We start from the raw sequence: 14,564 nt of genomic DNA on the forward strand, positions 1-14,564 counted from the left end.
AAACAAAAAAGTGCCAAATTTAATTGGCACTTCTAACAGTATCTATTAACGGGAAGCCTTTGGTGGCTGACACACGTCACATTTGCGTTGGTTATTATTTTTAAATTTTGTAAAAGTCTTTTCAAAATTGCTGCCACAGGCACATTTAAACTGTAACTTCTGAGAGAATCCGTGGTATTCAGTCGATAACAGTTTACTATCTGAATTCTTCTCCACGAATTCATTTATTTTACCAATAGTCCATCGTTTATTCATTTTCTAACACCTCACATCCGGTCTTATTATATCATTGTCGTGGGTAAAAGGGACAGGACAGGCAATTCGACTGTCTAAGCGTTACAGTGCCTGTCCCTGAAATAAGCTTAAAACACTGTGCATATAGTTAAGAAGAAACATAATGAACAGTAAAGGGGGACAACGATGGCTAAAGAATCACGGTCAATCAAGAAACCAAACTTTCTCATCCTTATGGTGGATCAGCAGCGTTATCCAAGTGTCTATGAAAATGAAGAGCTTAGAAAGTGGCAAAGGGAAAACTTGCACACTCAAGAGCTCCTGAAGAAGAACGGCTTTGAGTTTACGAAACACTATGCCGGAAGCACTGCCTGCTCTCCAAGCAGAACTACTTTATATACTGGGCAATATCCATCCCTCCATGGGGTGACACAAACGAGTGGTGCAGCGAAAACCTCGTTTGACCCAGACATGTTTTGGCTTGATCCTAATACTGTTCCGACGATGGGTGAATATTTCCGAGCAGCAGGCTATAAAACCTATTGGAAAGGGAAATGGCATGCTTCGGAGGAGGATATTCTCATTCCCGGAACCAAAAACTCTCTGCCAAGCTATACCTCTACAGGCAGACCGGACAAGAGGAATGTGGAAAAATACCTAGCTTCAAACCGCCTTGGTGGTTACGGATTTGATGGTTGGGTGGGACCGGAACCGCACGGCTCATCCCCTCGTAATTCAGGTAGCTCAGCAGCAATCGGATTAAGCGGAAGGGATGTAATCTATGCCCAGGAAACAGTGGAACTCCTTCAGTCATTGGAACATGATTGTGATAGAGATTCTCCTCCTTGGTTTGTGATGTGCTCTTTTGTCAACCCACATGATATTGCGATTTATGGCATTTACACAGAACTAAGTCCTTTGTTTAATTTTGAAATTGATCCGTCTGTGCCTTTCATCCCGCCACCGCCGACTGCCAATGAATCATTAAGTACCAAACCATCTGCCCAAGAAAGCTACAAAAAGATCTATCCAAAGGCACTTCAGCCAATAAGGGATAACGTCTCATACAGGCAGCTCTATTATTCCTTGCAAAAAAAAGCAGACCAAAACATGGGCAGAGTATTCCGTACCTTACAAGATTCCACCTTTTATGAAAATACCATTGTGATCTTCCTTTCTGACCACGGAGAACTGCTTGGTGCGCATGGAGGCCTTTATCAAAAATGGTATAACACTTATGAGGAATCTATCCATGTGCCATTGATTATCCATAGTCCAAAACTCTTTTCTGGAAAAGAAACCACTGATATGTTAACAAGCCATGTTGATGTACTGCCGACCATGTTAGGACTCGCAGACATCGACGTGGAAGAGGTTCAAAAACAACTAAAACGCGATCACACAGAAGTTCACCCTTTAGTAGGTCGTGACCTAACACCGCTACTCAGGGGGAAAAACAAATTTTACCGTGCCGATGAACCACTTTATTTTATGAGTGATGATGATGTCACCCAAGGTCTCAATCAAGTGTCTGCTACAGGGGAACCCTACCATTCTGTCATTCAACCAAATCACACCGAAGCTATTTTCACCAAACTCTCCACAGGTGAAAATGGAATGAAAGAAATTTGGAAACTTACACGTTACTACGACAACCCACAATTTTGGAGTGATCCTGGGGTCGAGAACGTCACAACTACTCAAGTTTCACAAACATCAACCGGTGAGCATGTTGACTGTTCATTATGTATCACTACCACTAAAACGAGACCAGTCCCGGACCAATATGAATTATATAATTTGACTAGTGATCCGTTAGAAGAAACCAACCTTGCATATCCATCCAATCGTACACCGGAAACAATAGCCATTCAGAAGCTCCTGATGGCGGGACTCGAGGAACAATGCAAGCAAAAGAGGTTGGAGCCTTCGAGCGGGGAAGTACCTGGAATGCCTTCATGTAAAAACTAAAAAAAGCCAAACGGCCTAATCACATAGGTTGTTTGGCTTATTATTATATTACTGAGAGCCCTTCTCCAATGCCAATTTCACCCCAAAACCAATCAACACGATACCTGTAATCGACTCAATTACAGTGGTTGTCCGTGGCCTTTTCATGAATGTACTTATTTGATCAACTAGATAGATATAAAGGACAAACCAAATGGCTGTCAAGATCGCGTAGGTAACTCCCATCAGGAGAAATGGTACAATGGTGTTCGTTCCTGGGTCCACAAATTGTGGCAGGAAGGTCAGGAAGAAGACGGCAACTTTTGGATTAAGCATATTCGTTAGGAAGCCTTGTTTAAAATGAGATTGATTGATAAATTCATTAGCAACGTTGCTGTCTATTGGAATTTCCTCTTTCTTGTTGCGAAGTGCCCAAATTGTCTTAACCCCTAAATAGACAAGGTAAATAGCACCAACATACTTGAAAACAGAGAACAAAAATGCAGATTTAACAATGAGTGCGGATAGACCAACCACTGCTGCAATGGTATGGATGAGAATGGCGCAAAAAGTACCTGATACGGTTTTGAATCCGCCAACTCTCCCGGCAGATAGAGTGTTTTTCGTTGCGATGGCAGTGTCAGGTCCAGGCAGAATGATAAGCAGCATACTCATAACAACAAACAGCAAAAAGTTCTCCACAATGAAAACCCCATTCCTCTTGAAATGTTTTAAAAATATCTTAACAGATTTTCGGAAATTTAAAATAGTCTTTCAGAAAAAAGGAGGTTCCTAATTTGCAAAATAAGAACCTCCTTCTATTGTGCAGCTAACTTATTTTTCCTATAAAGAATTCTTCTTTTCCAGAACTTTCTCCAACACCCACTTGCTGAAATCCTTCATTTTTGACTCGAGGAGAGGCTTGTAGTTGGCCACGGCTTTTTGGGCGGCTGTGACGGCTTCTTCCATTTTACCGAGCTCCATAAGGATGAGTGCTTGATAAGATTCTTTTACATATATGTTAGAGAGGTCGATTGGATGGTATACGTCTGGCATGACAACCATTTCAATTGTCTCCCATGCTTCTTTATATCGCCCTAGATAGTAGAGTGCTTTAGCTTTTTCTAGATAAAACCATGGGGAATAGAATTGTTTAAGTTCCTCTGTGGAAAGAGAATCATCAATTTTAGTGATCGCTTTTTCATATTCCTTTTTTTCGGCAATTAAATCCATGATATCGAACAAATCGCAGAAATAAAGGGAAGAGGAATGATCTGCAAACTCAGCATATTGCTTTAATTTATTAAGATAATAATCCTTTTCCTTTTCATTTCCCTCCATTAGCGCGTGGGCAGCTGCCAGCCGGTAGAGGTCATCTGTCAGATAAAATATTCGTTTTTCTTTGGAGTAGGTAAGTGCCTTTTCCATCGATTCTATCGCAGCCTTGGAATCCCCGACAGCATATAAAAAAATAGCCTCGCTATAATCAAGATCAAGTCTTGCCATTGGTTCCATGTAAGCGTGTTTGGCTTCAATTTCTTTCCGCTCTTTCAAAAATATGCGGAGCGCTTCCGTAAAGTTATGTTCCATGAAGGCGATAGAGGAACGAAATATACCAATCGATGTGCGGTTGGAAGAGATGTTCATCTCATCAAACATATCGGAAGCAGTGTTCAGCAGGGGTTCCCATCCCGGTTTATTCTCTCTTTGAAGGGAGTAAGAGTATATTTCCATTAGTCTTGCGCTCTCATAGCCTTTTGAAAGATTTCCGATATGAGGTTCAATTAGTTTAATTAATTGCTTATACTTATCAGGGAAATCAGGGTTCATCAACGGTTTGTTAAAAATATGTTCTACCCGTTCCAATGTTTTCCTTAATTCCTCGGTGCTAGCCGCTTCTCCCATTAAGTCTGCCATATCCACTCCAAGCTGCTGGGCAATATAGGAGAGACTTTCCATGGAAGGATTTGCTTTGTTGTTTTCAATCAGGCTGAGCATCCCTTTCGTAAGCTCTGTCCCAGCAAGTGCTTCTAATGTCATTTTCTTTTGTTTTCTTAATTTTTTTATCCGTTCTCCGAGCATGGATGTGTGCACTCCTTGAAGAAACAATTTATTTGTTTAATTATATTAAACTTTTCCTTGAATTGGAATACCTTAATATGGTACGATTTGTTTAATTAAATTAAACTTTTGAAAACGGGGTGCTTTTAATGGAGGAAACCTTAAAGTTGAAAAGAGCCACATATCATCTGTACACCTTTATGATAAGCAAATTAATCTCGACGTTTGGATCACAGGTGTATGCATTTGCCATTAGTTTTTATATTTTGCAGCTAACTGGATCTGCTACAAGTTTTGCGACAAATCTTCTATGTAATATTCTCCCTCGAACACTAGCTGGACCATTTGCCGGAGCAATCACAGACCGGTATTCCAGGAAAATGATTGTTATCGTCTCACAGATTGCCACCACACTTGCTATCACAGGACTTCTCATCTACACCCTTACATCTGGTCTTTCCCTCTTAGCGATTTACACAACAACTAGTATCCTTTCTTTGACGTCCATGTTCTCTGGAATTGCATTTACTTCATCTATTACAGGCTTAATTGATCAGGCTCGAATTCAAAAAGCAATGGCGATGAACCAGATGGCCATTTCCTTTGCCGCAATAGGAAGCCCAGCTGTTGGAGGCCTATTGTATGGGACTGTTCCAATTCCTGTATTTCTCGTGTTGTTTATTGTTGCATCCGTCATTGCAGTCATTTTAGAATCAACCATGAACTTCCGTTTGTTTGCTGCTGTAAAGAGTAACGAAGAAGCAGAGGAGAAAAAAGAATCGATGTGGCAAAGCATGAAAGCTGGTTTAAGTTATTTACGACTGCAAAAAACCATCTTGGTCATGCTTTGGATTAGCTTGCTCATCAATTTCCTATTTGGCGCTTATGAAGTGGGATATTCGTATATTCTGATTGAGGAATTAAAAATGAAGTCACAACATTTCGGTTTCACTCAAGGTGCTTTATCTCTTGGTATGTTAATAATGTCGGTGTATTTTTCTGCAAGGAAAGAAGTGCAGTTTCCACTGCTTGTTTCCAAGAGGGGCATTATTGGTCTCGGGACAGTGATGGGCGCAATCTCGCTCCCTCTTCTTTTGCCCATGAATTATCTGATGATGTTTTGCTATTATCTAATGTTAATGTTCAGCTTCGGTTCGCTAATTATTATCGTCAATACGCCATTACAAGTGATGCTTCAAAAGACCATTGCCGATGAATTCAAAGGGCGTGTATTTTCTATTATTGAAACGATGGCGATGGCACTTATTCCACTTGGTATGATAATTTACGGGGTATTGTATGATATCTTTCCTGGGGAGTGGATCTTGCTATTATCTGCGGGGATGCTCGTTATCATTACGGCGATCATGGCGAGACCGTCCGTCATTCGAAAAGTGCATCCGGAAATTGGTGAGAAGAAGGGGGGCCGTGTTGTAGAGGCGAGGAGTGTGGCTCGTTAAATTAAGAGAGTATGAAGACCTCTGTTGGCGAGAATAGAGGTCAGAGAAGTCTTGATAAACAGTATAAAGACCTGGGAGACAAAAAATCCAAGTCATAAAGGTCTTAATGAAGCTTACAAGATTTTCCTCACACAATAACAAACAAAACGAGGTCTTCAATACACACGAAGACCTCGTTCTATTCTTACTTCTTTAAACTACTATACACAACCAATCGGTCTGAATAATTCCTGCTTTCACGATTAAAGGTACCGGTACAGGTAATCAGGTTTAAATTACTTTGAAAAGAGTAATCAAAAATGGCTTCAACAGGTGACTCATCCTCGGGATAGGTTTCAATCTTATCCACCACATAGGTTATAGCTTCTCCCTCTTTGTTTGAAACAACAATCTCGTCACCGACCTCTAAATTTTTCAGGTTAAAAAACACTGCAGGACCATTGCGGCTATCCACATGCCCGGATATGACGGAGTTTCCGCGCTCTCCTGGCATGGGGCCTTCATTGTACCAACCAACAGTTTCAAAAGATTCAGGTACGCCCATCTGACCGTTTTCGATAACGCCTACTTGTTCCACAAGTGCATCGACTCCGATTGAGGGGATTTCGATTCGGTGAGGTTCGATGCTGATAGATTCGTCTTTAATAACTTTCCCGTTTTCATTCGTGGTTTGGGTACGGGTGGGGATGGGAATTTTTTTGTTGGTAGGGGCTGTTGTTTCGCTTGATGCAGTTGTTTCGTTTGTTGATTCTATTCCGGTAGATTGTTCAGCAGTTGTATCCGGAGTGTTCTCGGCACTGCATCCCACAACCAGTAAAAGAAGCATGAAGGATAAAGTGGTTAATAGTCTCATAGTTATACTCCTTCTAGAAAATGATAGTAGGAAAGAGAGGGATAAGCCCCTCTCTTCTTAGCTAAAACGATTATTCTTGTGTAGCTTTTCTTCTATATGCAATGATTTGGGTTAAAACAATCGCGGAAATCAGTCCAGCAACCGTCCATGCAATAGCAGCGTTCATTCCATTGTCCGCTGCACCACCCATACCTGCTGCAGGCATGTCAGTAGGCATATCTTTTTCAAAGTTCTCTGGGAATTGATCAACAATAGCACCAGACATCATTTCGCCTACACCGAACATGTGGGCATAGGATTCACGGATTGTGTTATAAGTAGTTTCATAGTCTGCTTCATTGTAGCTATTGAAAGCTAGAAGCAGCTCATCAACGTGCATTTGCAAGCCTTTTTCAAGGTCTGCGGCTTTCAAACGGCCCTCTGTAGCTGTGTCTAAGAATGCAGCTTGTTCAACTTTATACTCTTCTAATTCAGCGATTGCTGCTTCACGACCTTCTTCATTGTCCTCACCAGTTGCTACTACATAATCTACGAAATATCCGATATGGCTGCTCCAAATCTCTTCAAATGCAGCTCCGCCTTCTTCATCATAAACAGAAGCTACAGCAGCAGATAGGTCAGCTGTGTTTGCATTTAAAGCTCCAGCGGCATTTTCAAAATCTCCAGCTCCATCTATTCCTTTTTGCATTGCAAGTACTGCTAATGCAGCGTGCTCAGCAAAAAGGTGGTTCAAGTCAGCGCGTAAGTCTGCTGCTGGTGTGTCAACACTAGTATTCTCGAATTTTTCAGGGAATTGGTCTGTAATTGCCCAAGATAACCCTTTTCCAGGTGCGTACATGTGCTCAATTGCATGACGCATGTTTTCATATGCTTTTTCAAAATCACCTGCCACATAGTTGTCAAAGGCCCATACTAGCTGCTCGACATGCATTTTCAGTCCAGCTTCCAGTTCACTAGCTTTTAGGCGACTTTCTGTAGCAGTGTCAAGAAACGCTGCTTGTTCTACTGTATATTCATCTAATTCGGCTAACGCCTGTTGTCTGCCTTCTTCATTGTCTTCTGCAGTTGCTGTTACATAATCGACGAAGTAACCAATATGGCTGCTCCAAATTTCTTTAAATGCTGCTCCGCCTTCTTCCCCGTAAACGGAAGCGACTGCTGCGGACAAGTCATCTGTGTTTGCATTTAGTGCACCAGCTGCTTGATCGAAGTCTTCTGCTCCGTCAATTCCCTTTTGCATGGCTACGACTGCCAAGAAAGCGTGCTCTGATAATAATGCATCCAAGGAAGCTCTTAAGTCCGATGCCGGGGTGGATACAGATGCCTTGTGTTGATGTGCTCCATGGTCATGTGCACTTGCTACTTGAAAAGTCGGTACTAATAATCCTACGCTAAGTGGTACAGCTACCATTGCTTTTTTCCAGTTCATGTTCTAAGCACTCCTTTATAGTTGGTTTCACTTACCTAACGGAGTGGATTAGAAACTGGATCACTTTTTTTAAAAAAATAAAAAAGTCTCTAATTTAGTATGTATAATGGGAAGAAGAGCTAGTAAAAAAATACATATCGTGGGAGAAATACCATGAAACTACCTATATCACATTTGAATGGAAGTAATCTCACTGATGAGCAAATGACGGACCTTCTCTTTAAAAATATTAAAGATGACAACAGAAATGGTGACTGTATTTTCGTCCCAGGTAGTAGCAAGGCTGTCGTTTACCGTTTGCCTCCAGCTATTGAGCTGTACAAGGCAGGAAGAGCAGGGAAAATATTATTTTCTGGTGGGGTAGTTTGGAAAGGTAACCAGCTTAGCGAAGCGCAGCTACTGGCAGAGAAGGCCATGGAATTAGGGGTGCCATCTAAGGATATTATCATCGAGAACCAGTCCCTTCATACAAAGGAAAATGTATTGGCTTCTTTACTAGTATTGGATAGGGCGCTTCACCTCCACAAGATAAGACGGTTACTCGTGGTGACAAGTCATTACCATATGAGGAGAATGAGCCTCAGTCTAAAAACCTATATGCCAAATTGGATTGACTATACTCTTTGTCCTGTGAATGACAAGACTACTAGGGAAAACAATTGGTTTCTTAATCCTTATGGTAGACAACGGGTCGAGGCAGAGTCTGTTAAGCTCGTAAGTTATGTGAAACAGGGAATTATTATGGATCAGCAACTGGAATTTACCAGTCATCCATAAGAGGCGCGAACATTCTATAAGACATCAGGAGGTACACATTGAAAAAAAATATATCCTTTCAATTTCCAATTAAAAAACAAGATTACACCGAACTATCCCAGTATATGCCGTACACTAAGTCCATCTTTAAGATGGCCACTGTCGGAAACTTGATAGCACTCTTCTTTTTTTGCGGCTACAACATAATTGCCAACTTTCAAATTGCACAAGATGGCACGCAGTTTTTAACTTTAAACATCGTTACCGTTGTTATTGGATTTGTCATGTATTATGTCATTCTTTTCTTCATCCGTTTATTTTTTAGGAAGATTATAGAGAATAGAAGCAATAAACTCCACTCTCTATATTTTGACTCCAATCCTACCTATTATATTGGGTTCGATCCTCGTTTTGATTCCTTTATTCTTGGTAAGGAAAAGGTGAAAATTCCTGTTGACCAATCCTTAACGATCATTGAAACAGAACGTAATTTATTGTTTTATGTGGGAAAAGGAAAAGGGAAGGATGAGAAGTTCTTCATTTCAAAAGCAGTTGCATCTCCTGAACATGCGCTGAAACTCGAACGTGTCACCAATATGTTACAAGAGAAGGGACTTGCCATTCAATCAACAAAACCAATCTAATCCTTTTGGCTTTTTGTAAATATCAGAAACCAAACTAGGCGTTTTTTCATACTATGGTGTTGAGGTGAAATTATGGCTAGAGTTAAGTTTACGGAATCAGATGTAGCGTTGGTGGCAAGGATGATGAGAGCGGAAGCAGAAGGTGAAGGCAAGCAGGGAATGCTCTATGTCGGAAATGTTATAACTAATCGTGCAGTTGCCGATTGTTTGGACTTCAAAGAAGTAAGAACCATTCCTCAAGTCATTTATCAAGTACAGGGCGGAAACTATTCATTTGAAGCCGTTCAAAAGGGTAATTTATTTTATAACAGGGCAAGATCGGTTGAAAAAAACTTAGCTAGAAAAACGTTGACTTCTTGGAGAGAGCATCCGGCAAAATACGCTTTATGGTATTTCAATCCATACGCACCATGTCCTCCAACCTGGTATGATCAACCTTTTGCCGGTCAATACAAGCAGCATTGTTATTATGAACCAATTGCTGGGACATGTGCTAGTGTTTATTCGTAAAGTTTATTACTTATCAGGAACTCATTGTAGGCTTAATTGAGTTCCTTTTTTTATTTCCTGATATTGGGTTAATATCCCTGAAATGGTAGAATAATAGGGAGAGGTTTACAGGGGGATGGGAGTGTGGAAATTGGATTTTTATATGGAGTATGAGGGGAATATTATCGATTTGCTTAGTGTCATTTTTGCATGGGGAGTTATTGCTGTAATTATTGTTCGTATCTACCGTGTGCAAAATGCGGAAGAACGACCGAGAATATGGAAAATAGTAATGGCTGTTTTGTTGGGACTTTTTTCATTTTCCTTCACTTTTCCGCTGTTTAATGAAAATTTTTCTATTGCCATTCTTCCGCTTGGAGTCTGGATATTATATGGACTATTGAATAGAAGAGAGCGTTGGGAAGCATACAGTAAATATGCTTGGACTGGATTTTTAGGAAATTTCATATTCTTAGGAACGGCTCTTCTTGCCATTGGATTAGCTGCTGTGTATTATCCAAAGGATGAGGTAAGGACGTATCTAACAGATGTTTCAGATGTGGAATTGTTAGTGACTCATCCATCCGGTGAAGATGCTGTACTAGATATAACAAGGCTGGATGACGCCTTGTCAACTTTTAGGTATGAAGACTCAGATGTCATTCAGTGGTTTGAAGAAATTAGAGAACAAATTTGGTCAGAAGAAGAAAGCAAAGAGCCTGTGAACGTACAAGAGAAGTTTCCTTATTTGTTAACTGGCGTAAAAACGAAAACCAGAGAAAAAATGCACGTGTACCTGGAACAGGACGGTAAGGGATTGCTTATCACGACAAAGAGTAACCAATACTATTTTAAATCTAAAACTGCTTCCTTTTTAGAAGTTAGGGGGCATGCTGAATGAATAAAAAATTTGTAGTGATGATGACTTCATTTGCAGTTTTACTGATTGGTGCAATTGTCATGTACTTAATGATGACTCCCAAAGCATTTTATTCTAAAGATGAAATCCTTGATAACATGGGTGCTTTGACTCAAGAAATGGAAGTCCAAGATGTTATGCAGTTGGATGAAAAAACTTATTTTGTTCCCATACTTTCAAATAATCAAGCATATGGTACTAGCATATGGATTTGGAATGGTTGGAGATGGGAGTGTGTTAGTGAATCAAACGGTTCTGGTCCACAAATAGTAGTAAATGAAGGGAACTCTTATATATATTGGAATGTACACCCAAAAGACGAAATAAGACAATGGGAATTTTACTTAACACATGAGCGGAATTACAATGTGAGGTCGGTGGGCGATAATAAACAAGTGGAAGTTTATTATCCCAAAATTCAATTGAAACAGACAGTAGAGTTAGGAAAAGGAAGTTATGGGTATATAAAAATGCCAAGTGAATGGAAAGAGGTTATAGGATCCTTTGAGCTGTATCCAACTGAAACAGGTTACATTCCTTCTAGCCAATCTTATCATTTTCAATGGGTAGCTTATAATGATAAAGAGGACTCAGTCCGTCTTGAGCATACGTATCGTAATGGTGGAGGAGGAACTTCCACGGGAAATTATGTTCAATATATGCAACAGTTAGATCCTGTAGAGTTGGAATAAAGGCGGGGGTATAAGCCCAAAGCATCCAGCAAGACGATTGGTTCCTACAAATAATAATTAACAGAATATTTAAATAAAACGAAACTTTTCAACACCCACAACGTATTTAAGGTATATAAAAACGTTAGAAAAAGGGGGCACCTCTCATGATCTGGTTATTCATCATCGTACCATTATTACTTTTGATAGGAATCACGCTCTACATGGACAAAAAGAATAAAGGAATGAACCATCCCCCGGATGTAAACAGAGGAAATCAAAATATTGAATCGGAAACAACTAGGTATCAGTGGTACAACAACCACGGTGGGGGAAGTGATGGCGGAGGATCAAACTAATATGGATTGCGCAATCCAATATAACCATGAAAATTTGAAAATTTTGCAGGCTTCCAAAGATCATTTTGGAAGCCATCTTAAACTTGAAGTTACGTTTCCTGATGGGACTATAGTAATTCGGTGGGGGCTTGATGACATTGATTATTTAAAAATTATAGATATTGTCAAAAGTAACTATTTTGATAGTCTAGAAAAAGATTATTATTTTGAGTTAATGCCTTATGTTGTTGTAAGTCTCGACAAACCATATGGTCAGCAAAAGCTTCTTGCCAACCTCCGTTGCATAGAGCCGAAAAAGGCTGCAAAAATTCAATTTGAATGCTCCGATAGGTTTGCAGGAAATTTAGAATGGTTTAAAAAGGAAGTAAGATGTTTGCAAGATTTAGATCATCTTAGATGGGAGAAATTAAAAGATTAATGTAGTCTCTCGGCATTTTGTTTCAAGTTTTAATGTATCCATAAGCCTCTCTTGTTGTTAGCCAATTCGCTATTAGATAAATCACCATATAAAATGGCACAGAGAAGATATATTGCCAATTGTATGGGTTATAGACTTTTAGGAAATAAACAATAGGCTCTCCTACATATGCAGTCAGTATGCCGAATACGATAGCTTTCATTATTGGAGATGATTTTGGTTTAAATTGAATTAAACTCATTACTACTACGGGCATCAATGCTAGGTTATACGGAAGATAAGCTAAAATAAATGGAATCACTTCAAAGCGATAAGACCATAAGCCCAATTGGACTCCAATTGAATCCAAAATTAGTGAGGCAGTCATTACAAAGAACCCAGCATTTAATAATCGATACCTACTCTCTTTTTTGTGATAGACAACCCAAAACAGCCAAGAGAAGACGGTAAGACCTACCCCAACCCACCAACGCCAAGTAAATAACACTTCTTGAAACCATAAATCAATAACTTTATTATATAGTTCAGATTGACGGATAATTATTTGATCAATTTTTTCCAAGGTGTTCATTTGTTTCAACTCCTTCTTCCACCAGCTTTAGGACTAGTATTAGTTAATATGAAAATTTTATGATGTTACACAGGAACTAAATAATCTTCATTTCAAACAAAAAAACAGAAGGGACCCGCCCTTCTGTTTTTTATATTTACGCCTTTTTCCACTCCGTCAATAGCTCTACTCCTGCAGCTTTAAAGCCTGTATAGACAGGGCAGCGTTTATCTGTCATCTCTTTTAATTCTTGTATGCGTTCATTGGATTCTGTTGTTTTGACAAGAGCTTGGATGGAGATCTTTTCAAAATACGGTCGCACTCCTTCTTCTCCCATTAGACCACGTGTGTCTAATTCGCCGGTAATGGTAAATGACATACCTTGTAGGTCAAATCCTATTTCTTTAGCTACAAAATTTGCAATAACATTTTCACATCCAGCTAAAGAGGCAAGCATAGTGGAAAGGGGGTCAGCGCCAGTATCTTTACCGCCCATAGATGCAGGTTCATCAATGATTATTGTGTGTTTACCTGCTTTAATATCTGACCTCATCCCAGCTGATTCCGCTGTTACATTAAATGTTGCTTTTGCCATGGTTATCTTCCTCCTTCAACTAGTAACTTCACTTTTGATTATAGTGGGCATCACGCAAAAAAACTGTAAGATGGATTACGTTCAGGTTGCTACATTATTTTGTAATATTTAGCGAAAATATTTCCTGCTGAACTAAATATTTCTCTTTCACAACAAGAACTGGTAATAACATTTCTCCTACTTTTTGCTTAATGTCAACGATATATTCAGGGTTTTCCAGAACATCAACCTCTTTATATTGGACTTCTAAGGATTTCAGAAAGAGTTTTGCTGCATGACATTTATGACATCCTGGCATAGTATATAAAATCATGTGGTTCTACCTTACCTCCTCTGTTATCGTTATAGTCGTACTTTTACTATAATGAGAAATAGAAGTATATACTGTAAGTTAGCTTACAGTACTTAGATAAGAAGGATTCTACAATTAGGTTGCAAAATATTAGATGTAACATTTGAGGAAGGTGAGAAAATGGATGATAAATTGTTTTTACTTTCACAGATAAGTTTATTGGATGAGCTGCCGATAGATGATTTAAAAGTGATAGATGAAATGAGTCAAATGAAACCAGTGAAAAAAGGGACCATCATCTTGTCTCCAGAAAAACAAATGGAGGCACTTTTCTTGTTGAAAAAGGGACAGGTCCGTTTGTATCGTCTGAATTCGAAAGGGAAACAATTTACGGTGGATATACTCGTAGATGGTAATATCTTTGGTGAAACTTCTACCATGTCTCTAACAGATGATCAAGTCTATGCGGAAGCGATGACAGATACTTATTTATGCATATTGGGTAAGGAGGAATTTGAGGAGTTCATTGAAAATAACCCGAAGATCGCGTTGAAGTTTATCAATATCCTCTCTGCTCGGTTAAAAGAGGTTTACAGCCTCAGCGAAAAAATAGCATTAGGGGATGTAAAATATCGCATTCTCTACCTTTTACTCAAATTGAGTGAAAAGACGGGCAAAAGAAAAAAAGAATGGCAAACGATAGAAATGAGAGTAACACATCAAGATATGGCAAATATGATTGGTTCTACTCGTGAGACCACAAGTGCTGTTATCAGTCAGTTGAAAAAAGAAGGAATAGTCAAGAAAACGATACTTTTTTCTGTGCATGTGGATAAAGCTTTAGAACTATTAAATCGTTAGTAAAAGGTAAGCGTAGGCACTCG

General features: G+C 39.5%; 18 protein-coding genes. 10 read left to right on the top strand and 8 right to left on the bottom strand.

Going from position 1 to position 14,564, the window contains the following annotated elements; genetic code table 11:
• Positions 1-45: 45 nt before the first annotated feature.
• Positions 46-255, bottom strand: coding sequence for a hypothetical protein (locus AAV98_RS18130; protein WP_060666921.1), 210 nt, complete (start codon positions 253-255; stop codon positions 46-48).
• Between the two features lie 165 nt (positions 256-420).
• Between AAV98_RS18130 and AAV98_RS18135 the strand changes: the two genes are divergently transcribed.
• Positions 421-2,205: a sulfatase-like hydrolase/transferase gene (locus AAV98_RS18135; RefSeq protein ID WP_060666922.1), complete on the top strand. Its 1,785-nt coding sequence runs from the start codon at positions 421-423 to the stop codon at positions 2,203-2,205.
• 48 nt (positions 2,206-2,253) lie between these two features.
• Here the strand turns inward: AAV98_RS18135 and AAV98_RS18140 are convergent, their stop codons facing one another.
• Complete coding sequence (locus AAV98_RS18140; protein WP_060666923.1) at positions 2,254-2,889, bottom strand: LysE family translocator; 636 nt, start codon at positions 2,887-2,889, stop codon at positions 2,254-2,256.
• A gap of 138 nt (positions 2,890-3,027) precedes the next feature.
• A complete protein-coding gene (locus tag AAV98_RS18145; protein ID WP_060666924.1) occupies positions 3,028-4,266 on the bottom strand; it encodes a helix-turn-helix domain-containing protein in 1,239 nt (412 codons plus the stop codon).
• 146 nt (positions 4,267-4,412) lie between these two features.
• On the opposite strand from AAV98_RS18145, the gene AAV98_RS18150 reads away from it, so the two are divergent.
• The gene (locus AAV98_RS18150; protein WP_331456879.1) at positions 4,413-5,705 is read left to right on the top strand and encodes an MFS transporter; all 1,293 of its coding nucleotides are present in this window, start codon (positions 4,413-4,415) and stop codon (positions 5,703-5,705) included.
• A gap of 184 nt (positions 5,706-5,889) precedes the next feature.
• Here AAV98_RS18150 and AAV98_RS18155 read toward each other — a convergent pair whose 3' ends face one another.
• Together AAV98_RS18155 and AAV98_RS18160 are read right to left on the bottom strand one after the other, a co-directional pair.
• Complete coding sequence (locus tag AAV98_RS18155) at positions 5,890-6,558, bottom strand: class F sortase (protein ID WP_060666926.1); 669 nt, start codon at positions 6,556-6,558, stop codon at positions 5,890-5,892.
• A gap of 70 nt (positions 6,559-6,628) precedes the next feature.
• Complete coding sequence (locus AAV98_RS18160; RefSeq protein WP_060666927.1) at positions 6,629-7,987, bottom strand: copper amine oxidase; 1,359 nt, start codon at positions 7,985-7,987, stop codon at positions 6,629-6,631.
• 153 nt (positions 7,988-8,140) lie between these two features.
• Here AAV98_RS18160 and AAV98_RS18165 point away from each other — a divergent pair, with 153 nt between their 5' ends.
• The 7 genes from AAV98_RS18165 to AAV98_RS18195 all read left to right on the top strand — a co-directional run bounded on the left by AAV98_RS18165 (position 8,141) and on the right by AAV98_RS18195 (position 12,243).
• The gene (locus AAV98_RS18165; RefSeq protein WP_060666928.1) at positions 8,141-8,764 is read left to right on the top strand and encodes a YdcF family protein; all 624 of its coding nucleotides are present in this window, start codon (positions 8,141-8,143) and stop codon (positions 8,762-8,764) included.
• Positions 8,765-8,802: 38 nt separating this feature from the next.
• Positions 8,803-9,387 carry a hypothetical protein gene (locus tag AAV98_RS18170; RefSeq protein WP_060666929.1) on the top strand — a complete coding sequence of 195 codons (585 nt, stop codon included), beginning with the start codon at positions 8,803-8,805 and terminating at the stop codon, positions 9,385-9,387.
• Between the two features lie 72 nt (positions 9,388-9,459).
• Positions 9,460-9,897, top strand: coding sequence for a cell wall hydrolase (locus tag AAV98_RS18175; RefSeq protein WP_060666930.1), 438 nt, complete (start codon positions 9,460-9,462; stop codon positions 9,895-9,897).
• 121 nt (positions 9,898-10,018) lie between these two features.
• Positions 10,019-10,777, top strand: a complete 759-nt coding sequence (locus AAV98_RS18180) for a hypothetical protein (protein WP_060666931.1) — start codon at positions 10,019-10,021, stop codon at positions 10,775-10,777.
• Entirely contained in the window at positions 10,774-11,487 is a 714-nt protein-coding gene (locus AAV98_RS18185; protein WP_060666932.1) for a hypothetical protein, read from the top strand. Before AAV98_RS18180 ends, AAV98_RS18185 begins: the two co-directional genes overlap by 4 nt.
• Before the next feature lie 146 nt (positions 11,488-11,633).
• The gene (locus AAV98_RS18190) at positions 11,634-11,825 is read left to right on the top strand and encodes a hypothetical protein (RefSeq protein ID WP_060666933.1); all 192 of its coding nucleotides are present in this window, start codon (positions 11,634-11,636) and stop codon (positions 11,823-11,825) included.
• Entirely contained in the window at positions 11,806-12,243 is a 438-nt protein-coding gene (locus tag AAV98_RS18195) for a hypothetical protein (protein ID WP_060666934.1), read from the top strand. Before AAV98_RS18190 ends, AAV98_RS18195 begins: the two co-directional genes overlap by 20 nt.
• A 22-nt stretch (positions 12,244-12,265) precedes the next feature.
• Here the strand turns inward: AAV98_RS18195 and AAV98_RS18200 are convergent, their stop codons facing one another.
• The 3 genes from AAV98_RS18200 to AAV98_RS18210 form a co-directional block, all read right to left on the bottom strand.
• Positions 12,266-12,814 carry a CBO0543 family protein gene (locus AAV98_RS18200; RefSeq protein ID WP_060666935.1) on the bottom strand — a complete coding sequence of 183 codons (549 nt, stop codon included), beginning with the start codon at positions 12,812-12,814 and terminating at the stop codon, positions 12,266-12,268.
• 136 nt (positions 12,815-12,950) lie between these two features.
• The gene (locus AAV98_RS18205; RefSeq protein ID WP_060666936.1) at positions 12,951-13,388 is read right to left on the bottom strand and encodes an OsmC family protein; all 438 of its coding nucleotides are present in this window, start codon (positions 13,386-13,388) and stop codon (positions 12,951-12,953) included.
• 94 nt (positions 13,389-13,482) lie between these two features.
• A complete protein-coding gene (locus tag AAV98_RS18210; protein ID WP_060666937.1) occupies positions 13,483-13,701 on the bottom strand; it encodes a glutaredoxin family protein in 219 nt (72 codons plus the stop codon).
• Positions 13,702-13,860: 159 nt separating this feature from the next.
• Between AAV98_RS18210 and AAV98_RS18215 the strand changes: the two genes are divergently transcribed.
• Positions 13,861-14,541: a Crp/Fnr family transcriptional regulator gene (locus AAV98_RS18215; protein WP_060666938.1), complete on the top strand. Its 681-nt coding sequence runs from the start codon at positions 13,861-13,863 to the stop codon at positions 14,539-14,541.
• Positions 14,542-14,564 lie beyond the last annotated feature (23 nt).

Origin of the sequence: Bacillus sp. CHD6a, from assembly GCF_001293645.1 — a bacterium.
GTDB lineage: Bacteria > Bacillota > Bacilli > Bacillales > Bacillaceae_I > Sutcliffiella_A.